A 10,080-nucleotide genomic window follows, 5' to 3' on the forward strand; every position below is an offset into this window, starting at 1 on the left:
CCAGTTGGCCAGCTAGTCGCGCGGGACGGCGTCGTGCCGTCCCGAGACGAGCTCCTGCACCCACACCTTGGCCCTGGCCACTGGCTGGCGCAGCCGCTGCTCCCGCCAGCGCGCCCTGGCCAGCTTGCGCAGTCCCCTCGGCCGGTCCGGCTTGTACCGCCAGCGAGCCCACGGCGAGCCGGGCCGCGCCAGCCGGATCGCGCCGACGACCAGCAGCGGGATCGGCACGAACAGTCCGAACAGGCCGGTCCAGATCTTGCCCTTGAGCAGCGTGATCACCACGATGGCCAGGTCGATCAGCACGGCGGTCCAGGTGATCAGCACGGCCTGCGGCGAGCCGTCCTCCGCCGAGCCGGTGAGGTCGTCGATCAGCGCGGGGCGAAGACCAAGCAGCAGCATCCCGGTGACGGACAGCGCGACGAACATCATGTCCACCGACAGCCTGCCCTGCTCGGCCCAGTAGACGTCCTTGAGGTGCAGGATCAGCGCGAACTCGTCGAGCACCAGCGCCGAGCCGACGCCGAACACCGCGGCGACACCGGCCCGCCAGCCGACCTCCTCGCCGGGGATCGCCAGCCCGGCCACCCCGCCGAGCCACATGAACACCACGCCGAAAACCACGTGGTGCACGTGCACGTCGCCCCGGATCACGTTGCCCGGCCACCACCGCACCTGCGCCCGGATCAGCCGCACGGACAGCCGGATGAACGTGAAGCCGAGCACGGTGCCGGCGAAGAAGCAGAACAGCGGCAACCGACCGGTCTCCACGATCCAACGGCCGAACCAGGTGCTCACGGGCGGCATCTTGCCCCACGCTCCGTCCGGTCGCCCCTCACGCCACCCTGGTGACCGGCTCGTGTCGCACGGCGAAGTTCACCGAGGAGGCGATGAAGCACATCGCGTGCGCCCGCTCGTGCAGCACCTGCGCGGTGTGCTGGGTGGCCGGATCGGCGACGGTGACCTCGGGGTTGAGCACGACGCCGGTGAACCGGCCGGAGCCGTCCGGGTGCTCGCTCAGGGTGCCGACGGCGGTGTCGCGGTAGCCGGTGACCACGATGCCGTTCTCGGCCGCGAGCCGCAGGTACCACAGCATGTGGCACTCCGAGATGGCCGCGACCAGCAGCTCCTCCGGGCTGTGCCTGGCGGTGTCGCCGCACTGCGCCGGGCTGGCGGAGGCGGCGATCGTCGGCTTGCCGACCACCCGGATCTCGTGGCTGTGGTCGAGCCCGGCCGGGTCGAGCGCCGCCGGGTCGGCCGCGGCTCCGTCGGGTTGCCCCGTCCAGACCACGCCGACCTCGTACTGGTGTTGGGTGAGCCCTTTCATGGTGCTGCCCCCTCCGCGTCGGCGTGCCGGGACCCCAGCATGCCGAAGGGCGCTTTCAGGCCACTGATCCCGGCCTGAAAGCGCCCTGTGGCGCGAGCTTTCCGCTATCGCTCGACGATCCCGCGACTGCCGGCCTCGTTGTGGCTCGACGATCCCGCGGCTACTGGCTACCGGTGATCAGCCGTTGGCCGCGATGTCGGCGAGCACCGCGGCGAGGGTGCGCACCGGCACGCCGGTGCCGCCCTTGGTGGTGTAACCCCACGGGCCGCCCGAGTTGTACGCGGGGCCGGCGACGTCGACGTGCGCCCACTGGACGCCCTCGGGGACGAACTCGCTCAGGAAGATGCCGGCGGAGAGCATGCCGCCCCAGCGGTGTCCGGTGACGTTGGCCAGGTCGGCCAGCCGCGAGTCGAGGTCGGCGCGCAGCTCCTCGGGCAGCGGCATGGCCCAGCCGCCCTCGCCGGTGGCCCGCGCGATGGCGGCGACCCGGTCGCGGAACTCGTCCGTGCCCATCACGCCAGCGGTGCGCTTGCCGAGCGCCACCACCTGCGCGCCGGTCAGCGTCGCGGTGTCGATCAGGTAGTCCGGATTGTCCTCGCAGGCGCGCACGATGGCGTCGGCCAGGATCAGCCTGCCCTCGGCGTCGGTGTTCTGCACCTCGACGGTCTTGCCGCCGTACATGGTCAGCACGTCGCCGGGGCGGTAGGCGTCGCCGGAGGGCATGTTCTCCGCCATCGGCACCGTCGCGGTGATCTCCAGCGGGTACTTCAGCTTGGCCGCGAGCACCACAGTGGCCACCACGGCCGCCGCGCCGGACATGTCCGAGGTCATCTCCTCCATGCCGCCGGCGGGCTTGATCGAGATGCCGCCGGTGTCGAAGGTGATGCCCTTGCCGACCAGCGCGACCTTCTTGCCGGCCTTCGGGCCCTTGTAGCTGAGCCGGACCAGCCTCGGCTGGCGGCCGGAACCGACACCGACGCCGAGGATGCCGCCGAAGCCACCCTTGCGCAGCGCCTTCTCGTCCAGGATCTCGACCTCGACGCCGGCCGCCTTGGCCAGCTCGGCGGCGCGGTCCGCGAACGAGCCGGGGAACAGGTCGTTCGGCGGGGTGTTGATGAAGTCGCGGGTGACCGACACGGCCTCGGCGATCGCGGTCGCGGCCTTGAGGGTGTTCTTGTGGTCCTTGGCAGTGTCCTTGGCGCCTGCGGCCGGCGGCGTGACCAGGTCGACGCGGCCGACCGGCAGGTCGCCGGCCTGCGACTTGTACGCGGTGAACACGTACGCGCCGAGCACGGTGCCCTCGGCGGCCGCGCCGAGGTGCGTGGCGGACAGGGTGGTGACGGCGCGCTTGAGGCCCGTCAGTGCCCGAGCGGCCGCGCCGGAGGAGCGGCGGATCTGCTCCTCGGTCACCGAACCGTCGTCGGCGGGCTTGCCGAGACCGACGGCGACCAGCAGCGGGGCGGCCAGCGCGCCCTGCGTCGGCAGCTTGACGGTCTCCTCGGCCTTGCCGGTCGCGCCGAGGGTTTCCAGCAGCGCGGGCAGCTTGCCGTCGAAGGCGGCGGCGACGGTCTCGGAGCCGGCGGCGAGCGCCAGGCCGTCCGGGCCCTGCACGGTGCCGACCACGACCGCGTCAACGGTCAGGGTGCTGAGGTCGCTGTCGGTGAGGGCCAGTTTCGGCGCGGTCACGTAGTGCTCCTTGTGCGGGAAGTGAGTCGTGTGCTCCAGGCGCAGGGTGCTGCGGAGGGAGTTCCAGGTAGTGACGCATGCTAAAGGTTTCTCGCGCGGCTTGGGTGATCTGGGCACTTGTGCTGGCGGTGCGTAGTCAACCCCCGACGGGGTGTCAACCGACCGGGCGGTTACTCCGTGCGTCGCAGTCTGCAACGGTGTACCGGTGCCGCAAACGTTCCCTCCGACGGCGCGCGCATCCACCTCGGTGCTGTTCGGGCTCGGCGCGATGCTTGGCGCGGGTCTGTTCACCGGGTTGGCCCCGGCCGCGTCCCTCGCGGGCAAATGGTTCCTGCCCGCCGTCGCGCTCGCCGCGCTCGCCGCGACCTGTAGCGCCTTCTCCACCTCGGACCAGTCCGCCGCCTACCCCGGCGCGGGCGGCTACGCCAACACACGGGCCCAGCTCGGGCCGTGGCCTGGCAGGCTGACCGGTGCCGCGTATCTGGCGGGCCACGCCGCGGCCGCCGCGGCCCTTGCCGGGACGTTCGGCAACTACCTGGTCCCAGGGCAACCGCTGCTCGGCGCGCTCGCGCTGCTCGTCGCCGTCACCGCGCTGCGGATGCGCCGGCTGACGCCGAGCCCGCTGGTCAGCCTCGTGCTCGCCTACGCCGTGCTGGCCGTGCTCGTGCTGGTGGTGGCCGCCTGTTTCGCGGTGCCGCCAGCGCCGGTCCTGACGGTGACCCCCATCGCCGGTGTCGGCGGCGCCGACGACCCGAACGGCCTCGTCGGCGCGGCCGGCCTGATGTTCCTGGCCTTCGTCGGCTTCGAGCGCGTCACCGCTCCCCAGGAGGGCGAGCAGCGGGCCACCCGACGGTCGATCCCGCTGCTCATGGGCATCGCGTTCGTCGGCTGCCTCGTCGTCGGCTTCGCCGCGCACCACCAGCTGGGGTCCGCGCGGCTGGCGTGGTCGAGGGCGCCGCTGCACGACGCCATGATCGCCGCCGACGCGGCCTGGCTGGCCCCCGTTGTCGACCTCGGGGCCGGGATCGCCGCCGTCGGCGCGCTGTTCTGGGTGCTCGGCGGGATGCGGCGGACGGTGCTGGCCATGGCCGAGACGGGCGACCTGCCGATGCGGACCGTCCGGGCGGGCGGGGGCGTGGAGGTGGTCGGCGGCGTGCTCGCGCTGCCGGCGGTGCTGCTGCTCAGCCCGGCGCAGGCGATCGGCATGGCGTCCTGCTGCCTGCTGTTCTACTACGCCTTCACCAACGCCTCGGCCAGGCTGCTGTTGCAGGAGGACCGCACCTGGCCGATGCGCACGGCGTGCCTCGGGCTGGGGCTCTCGGTGCTGCTGGCCATGAGCATGCCGATCCAGGCGCTGCTGCTGACCGGCGGCGCGCTGTGCGTCGGCACCGCGCTCACCGGGTGGTCGGCGCGGCTGGGCAGGCTGCGCGTCGAGCGCGCCGAAGGGACGTCGAACGAATCGTGAGCCGGCTCGGTGGCCGGCTCAGTTGAACGCGAACGACAGCACCAGCAGCAGGCCGGAGATCACGCCGAGCACGACCAGTGCCTTGGCGGAGGCGTTCCGAGGGAACAGCTCCTTGTGCTGGCCGTACCACCATGCCGCGATGAACGCCGCCGCCACGATGCCGAGCAGCCCGCCGATAACGTCCAGCAGCAGGTAGCCGTCGAGCACCGCGAGACCGCTGCCGAAGGTCAGCAGAGCGGCCCCGGCCACCTGCTTGACGTCGCCTGCCGCGCCCGACGCCGGCTTGGCGGGTGCGACCTCGCCCGCGTGCCTGCTGCCGGCGGACCTGCCGGGTTGGTTGCCTGAGCTCACGGACCGATCGTAGGAGACGGGGCCGCCGGTTTGGTAACGGTTGGCTAGGACGGTGTTCGAGTCGGCACCGAATCGAACGGATTTCGCCCGGCGCGGTGACCGACTACCGTGCAGCCATGACGACAGCGTTGCCTTTCACCCGGACCCCCAATCCGCAGCCGGCGACCCCGGAACGGATCGCGGAGGTGCTCGCCAATCCGGGCTTCGGGCAGCACTTCACCGACCACATGGTGAAGATTCGCTGGAACCCGGAGCAGGGCTGGCACGATGCCTCGGTCGAGCCCTACCACCCCATCGCGCTGGACCCCGCGGCCATGGTGCTGCACTACGGTCAGGCCATCTTCGAGGGCCTGAAGGCGTACCGGCAGCCGGACGGCTCCCTCGCCTCGTTCCGCCCCGACGCCAACGCGCGTCGCTTCCAGGCGTCCGCGCGCAGGCTGGCCATGCCGGAGATGCCCGAGGAGATCTTCCTCGACTCGCTGCGCGAGCTGCTGGCCGTCGACGGCCGCTGGGCCGCCGACGCGATGGACGAGTCCCTGTACCTGCGGCCGTTCATGATCTCCACCGAGGCCGCGCTCGGCGTGCGGCCCGCGAAGGAGTACCTGTACCTGCTGATCGCCTCGCCGGCTGGCCCGTACTTCCCCGGCGGCGTGAAGCCGGTGAGCGTGTGGCTGAGCACCGAGTACGTGCGGGCGGCGCCCGGCGGCACCGGTGCGGCCAAGTTCGCCGGCAACTACGCGGCGTCGCTGGTCGCGCAGGCGCAGGCCGCCGAGAAGGGCTGCGACCAGGTGGTGTGGCTCGACGCCGTCGAGCGGCGCTGGGTCGAGGAGATGGGCGGGATGAACCTGTTCTTCGTCTTCGGCTCCGGCGCGGACGCGCGGGTGATCACCCCGGAGCTGAGCGGGTCGCTGCTGCCCGGCGTCACCCGCGACTCCCTGCTGCGGCTGGCGGCCGACCTCGGTTACGGGATCGAGGAGCGGCGGATCTCCACCGAGGAGTGGGAGAAGAAGACGGCGTCCGGCGAGCTGACGGAGGTGTTCGCGTGCGGCACGGCCGCCGTGATCACGCCGGTCGGCAGGGTCAAGCACGCGGACGGCGAGTTCACCGTCGGCGGCGGCGAGCCCGGCGAGGTGACCATGCGGCTGCGCGAGCAGCTCACCGGCATCCAGCACGGCACCGTCACCGACCAGCACGGCTGGCTGACTCGTCTGGGCTGATCCCGTTTGGGCTGACGTCCCGGCGCCGGCCCCCGCGGCACGGCAATTCGACGTGCGGCTCTGCGGTTTCTGTTGCGCTGCAACAAGAACCGCAGAGGCCCGCGTGCGTCAGCGGGCCAGCGTGCAGACGACGAGCACGACCAGCGTGGCCAACTCGGCCGCCGCGCCGAGCACGTCACCCGTGATGCCGCCGAACCGCCGTCGCACGTGCCGGACCAGCGCGACCACGAGCGCGCCCGCCGCGACCACCGCCACCGGCCCGAGCCACGGTCGGCCCGGCGCGACCAGCACCGACACCGCCAGCAGAGCCGCCCACCACGCCCACACCACGACGGGTGTCTGCGAGCCAGCCACCAGCGCGCCCATGCCGTCCGGTCGGGCCGGCGGCACGCCCCGCCGACAGCACCACAGGAACGCGGCGCGCCCGACCGTCAGCGCCAGCACCACCGCGCCGGTTCGGTTGTCCAGCGGCAGCGACCCGAAGCAGACGGCCTCCGCGCCGAGCACCACGATCAGCGCCACCACCGCGAACGGCCCGGCCCCGCCGTCCTTCATTACGGCCAACGCCCGCTCCGGCGGTCCGTAGCAGCCGAGCCCGTCCACCGTGTCCGCCAGCCCGTCCAGGTGCATGCCCCTGGTGAGCAGCGCGAGCAGGCCGACCACCAACAGCCCGGCCAGCAGCGGGGGAGCGGCAAGCAGTTCCAGCCCGCGCGACGCCCCCGCCGCGACACCGCCAAGCAGCAACCCGATCAGCGGCGCGAGCGTGATGGCCTGCCGGCACGACGCCGCGTCCACCCGCCCGGCGCGCACCGGCAGCACCGTCAGCCACGACACGGCGAGACGCAGGCCGTGGCTCACGAGCAGCCGCCGCGCGGGTTCGGCGCAGCCGCCGCGTCGCCGGAGGCGAGCCTCACTGCGTCGGCTCGTCCTTGCCGGAGACGCCGGCGTCCTCGAAGGTCGCCATCTCCGCCATGATCCGCGTGGCGGCCATGACCAGCGGCAGGGCGGCGACCGCGCCGGAGCCCTCGCCGAGGCGCATGTCGAACTCCAGCAGCGGCGTCAGGTTCAGGTGGTCCAGGACCAGCGAGTGCGCCGGTTCCACCGAGCGGTGGCCGGCCACCCACCATTCGCGGGAACCGGGGGCCAGTTCCTCGGCGACGAGCGCGGCCGCCCCGACGACGACGCCGTCCAGGATCACCGGGGTTCGGCGCAGCGCGGCCTGCGCCAGGAAGCCGACCATCGCGGCCAGATCCGCGCCGCCCGCGGTGCGCAGCAGCGCCACCGGGTCCGTGCTGACCTTGCGGGCCCGGCGCAGCGCGTCGCGGATGACCACGGTCTTGCGCATCCACCCGGCATCGTCGATGCCGGTGCCCCTGCCGACGACCTTCACCGGCTCCGCCCCGGTCAGCGCCGCGATCAGCACCGAGGACGGCGTCGTGTTGCCGATGCCCATGTCGCCAGCGACCAACAGGTCCGCGCCGCCGTCCACCTCGTCGTCGGCGATGGCCCTACCGGCCGCGATCGCCGCGACGGTCTCCGCCTCGGTCAGCGCGTTCTCCCGGTCGATTGCGCCCGAGCTGCGCCGCACCTTGAAGCGGCGGACCTGCTCCGGGGTGTCGGAGTCGACCGACAGGTCCTCGACCCGCACGGTCGCGCCGGCCGCCGCGGCCAGCACGTTGACGGCCGCGGCGCCGGCCAGGAAGTTCGCCACCATCTGACCGGTGACCTCGCTCGGGAAGGCGGACACGCCCTGCTTGGCCACCCCGTGATCCCCGGCGAACACCACGACCCTCGGCCTGGCGATCGGCTTCGGCGGGCACACGCCCTGGCACGCCGAGATCCACACGCCCAGCTCCTCCAGCCGCCCAAGCGAGCCGAGCGGCTTGGTCAGCACCTCCTGGCGGGCCAGCGCCTGCCGGCGCACCTGCCCGTCCGGCGCCTGGATGGCGGGGAACCTGACGTCGTCGTTGGCGGTCATCCAGTGCCTCCGGTGTGGCGGGAACGGTTGCGTGGCTTGGTCGAAACGGGCTGGGGTCGGGTCAACGCCGGGGCCGGGTCAACGCAGTCGCAACGGCAGGCCCGCGACGAGCAGCAGCACCTCGTCGCACACCTCGGCGAGCCGCGCGTTCAGCGAGCCGAGCTGGTCCCGAAAGAGCCTGCCAGAGCGGGTCGCGGGGATCACGCCCAACCCGACCTCGGCGGACACCAGCGCCACCCGCGACCGGCAGCGGGCGACCGAGGCAACCAGCGCCCCGCAGCGCGCCGCCACCTCGTCGAGCCCGGCGCCCTCCCATGCGCCGCAGTCGTCGAGCACGCCGGTCAGCCAGGTGGCGGCGTCGTCGATCAGCACCGGCGGATCCGCCGGGCCGAGGGCGTCGAGCAGGGCGGCCACGTCGGTGGTCTCCACGGTGCGCCAGGACGGGGGCCTGCGGTCCACGTGCGCGGCGATCCTGGCCGCCCACTCCTGATCCTGCGGGTCGCGCCGCGCGGTCGCCACGTACGTCACGGCGGCGGCGTCGGCGAGCAGACCCTCGGCGTGGGCGGACTTCCCGGAGCGCGCGCCGCCGAGCACCAGTGTCCGTCGCGTCACACTCACCTCCGGTCGCAGCCCGGTCGATTCCGCCGGGGGCCGCGTCACATTACCTTTCTGGGCAACGGATTCCAGGAAGGGCGGTCGCGATGGACTACCGGTGGCGGTACCAGGACGCGCAGGGTCGGGACGTGGCCGGCCCCGCCGAGACGTTCGACGGGCAGACCGAGGCCGAGGACTGGCTCAGCGACGCGTGGCAGGAGCTTCGCGACGCCGGGGCCGACCAGGTCACGCTGCTGCACGGCGAGGCCGAGGTGTACGGGCCGATGAGCCTGCACGGCGCCTAGCTCCGGCCTGCGTTGGAGCCCGGCACGCGTCGGGCCCGCGACCTCGAAAGGCGGCGGGCCCGACGCGACGGGAACTGGCGAACGTGACTACGGCGTGCGGGTCTGCCGGGGGTCGGTCTCGACGACGCCGTCGAGCACGGCGTCGATCTTGGCCATGATCTCCTCGCCCAGCTTCACGCCGGCCGCCTTGACGTTCTCGGTCACCTGCTCGGGGCGCGACGCGCCGACGATGGCCGAAGCGACGTTGGGGTTCTGGAGCACCCACGCCACGGCGAGCTGCGCGAGCGACAGGCCGACCTCGTCGGCGATGGGCCTGAGCTGCTGCACCTTCTCCAGCACCTCGTCCCGCATGAACCCGGCGATCATCCTTGAGCCGGACTCGTCGGTAGCCCGCGAGCCGCTCGGCGGCTGCTGGCCGGGCAGGTACTTGCCGGTCAGCACGCCCTGCGCGATCGGGGACCAGACGATCTGGCTGATGCCCTCGCGCTCGGAGGCCGGCACGACCTGGTCCTCGATGACCCGCCACAGCATCGAGTACTGGGGCTGGTTGGAGATGAGCGGGACGTTCAGCTCGCGGGCGATGGCCGCGCCCCTGGTGATCTGCTCGCCGGTCCACTCCGAGACGCCGACGTAGAGCACCTTGCCCTGCCGGACCAGGTCGGCGAAGGCCAGCATGGTCTCCTCGAGCGGCACCGTGCGGTCGAACCGGTGCGCCTGGTACAGGTCGACGTAGTCGGTCTGGAGCCGCTTGAGGGAGGCGTTCGCCGACTCGATGATGTGCTTGCGCCCGAGGCCCCGGTCGTTCTCGCCGGTGCCGGTCGGCCAGAACACCTTGGTGAAGATCTCCAGGCCTTCGCGCCGCTCGCCGGCCAGCGCGCGGCCGAGGACGGACTCCGCCCTGGTGCCCGCGTAGACGTCGGCGGTGTCGAAGGTGGTGATGCCGGCGTCGAGCGCGGCGCGCACGCACGCCTGCGCCTGCTCCTCCTCGACCTGCGAGCCGTGGGTGAGCCAGTTGCCGTACGAGATCTCGCTGATGGTCAGGCCGCTACGGCCCAGTCGACGAAACTCCATGCCGCCGAGCTTAACCCCGGGTCGTTCGGGTTGCTAATCATCTGGAGCGCACTCCAGGTTCGGGCCTCAGAGCTCCTAACACAATGACT

At 72.5% G+C, this 10,080-nt stretch carries 11 protein-coding genes; 3 read left to right on the top strand and 8 right to left on the bottom strand.

Going from position 1 to position 10,080, the window contains the following annotated elements; genetic code table 11:
- Positions 1-12 precede the first annotated feature (12 nt).
- The 3 genes from F0L68_RS08000 to F0L68_RS08010 form a co-directional block, all read right to left on the bottom strand.
- Positions 13-795, bottom strand: a complete 783-nt coding sequence (locus F0L68_RS08000) for a hypothetical protein (RefSeq protein ID WP_223198587.1) — start codon at positions 793-795, stop codon at positions 13-15.
- Between the two features lie 37 nt (positions 796-832).
- Positions 833-1,324 carry an OsmC family protein gene (locus F0L68_RS08005; RefSeq protein WP_149848832.1) on the bottom strand — a complete coding sequence of 164 codons (492 nt, stop codon included), beginning with the start codon at positions 1,322-1,324 and terminating at the stop codon, positions 833-835.
- Between the two features lie 177 nt (positions 1,325-1,501).
- Positions 1,502-3,010 carry a leucyl aminopeptidase gene (locus F0L68_RS08010; protein ID WP_149848833.1) on the bottom strand — a complete coding sequence of 503 codons (1,509 nt, stop codon included), beginning with the start codon at positions 3,008-3,010 and terminating at the stop codon, positions 1,502-1,504.
- Positions 3,011-3,215: 205 nt separating this feature from the next.
- Between F0L68_RS08010 and F0L68_RS08015 the strand changes: the two genes are divergently transcribed.
- Complete coding sequence (locus F0L68_RS08015; protein ID WP_149848834.1) at positions 3,216-4,475, top strand: APC family permease; 1,260 nt, start codon at positions 3,216-3,218, stop codon at positions 4,473-4,475.
- An 18-nt stretch (positions 4,476-4,493) separates the two neighbouring features.
- On the opposite strand, the gene F0L68_RS08020 is transcribed toward F0L68_RS08015, so the two are convergent.
- Positions 4,494-4,826 carry a hypothetical protein gene (locus F0L68_RS08020; protein WP_188316454.1) on the bottom strand — a complete coding sequence of 111 codons (333 nt, stop codon included), beginning with the start codon at positions 4,824-4,826 and terminating at the stop codon, positions 4,494-4,496.
- Positions 4,827-4,942: 116 nt separating this feature from the next.
- Between F0L68_RS08020 and F0L68_RS08025 the strand changes: the two genes are divergently transcribed.
- A complete protein-coding gene (locus F0L68_RS08025) occupies positions 4,943-6,043 on the top strand; it encodes a branched-chain amino acid aminotransferase (protein WP_149848835.1) in 1,101 nt (366 codons plus the stop codon).
- A gap of 108 nt (positions 6,044-6,151) precedes the next feature.
- On the opposite strand, the gene cobS is transcribed toward F0L68_RS08025, so the two are convergent.
- The 3 genes from cobS to cobU form a co-directional block, all read right to left on the bottom strand.
- Positions 6,152-6,901: an adenosylcobinamide-GDP ribazoletransferase gene (cobS, locus tag F0L68_RS08030; RefSeq protein ID WP_438672255.1), complete on the bottom strand. Its 750-nt coding sequence runs from the start codon at positions 6,899-6,901 to the stop codon at positions 6,152-6,154.
- 52 nt (positions 6,902-6,953) lie between these two features.
- Positions 6,954-8,021, bottom strand: coding sequence for a nicotinate-nucleotide--dimethylbenzimidazole phosphoribosyltransferase (cobT, locus tag F0L68_RS43400; protein WP_223198588.1), 1,068 nt, complete (start codon positions 8,019-8,021; stop codon positions 6,954-6,956).
- Positions 8,022-8,099: 78 nt separating this feature from the next.
- On the bottom strand, positions 8,100-8,633 hold the full coding sequence (cobU, locus tag F0L68_RS43405; protein WP_223198589.1) for a bifunctional adenosylcobinamide kinase/adenosylcobinamide-phosphate guanylyltransferase: 534 nt from the start codon (positions 8,631-8,633) through the stop codon (positions 8,100-8,102).
- An 89-nt stretch (positions 8,634-8,722) separates the two neighbouring features.
- Here cobU and F0L68_RS08040 point away from each other — a divergent pair, with 89 nt between their 5' ends.
- Positions 8,723-8,920 carry a hypothetical protein gene (locus tag F0L68_RS08040; protein ID WP_149848836.1) on the top strand — a complete coding sequence of 66 codons (198 nt, stop codon included), beginning with the start codon at positions 8,723-8,725 and terminating at the stop codon, positions 8,918-8,920.
- An 87-nt stretch (positions 8,921-9,007) separates the two neighbouring features.
- Here F0L68_RS08040 and F0L68_RS08045 read toward each other — a convergent pair whose 3' ends face one another.
- On the bottom strand, positions 9,008-9,991 hold the full coding sequence (locus F0L68_RS08045) for an aldo/keto reductase family protein (RefSeq protein WP_149848837.1): 984 nt from the start codon (positions 9,989-9,991) through the stop codon (positions 9,008-9,010).
- Positions 9,992-10,080: the final 89 nt, after the last annotated feature.

The organism is Solihabitans fulvus (genome assembly GCF_008386585.1).
GTDB classification, from domain to species: Bacteria; Actinomycetota; Actinomycetes; order Mycobacteriales; family Pseudonocardiaceae; genus Solihabitans; species Solihabitans fulvus.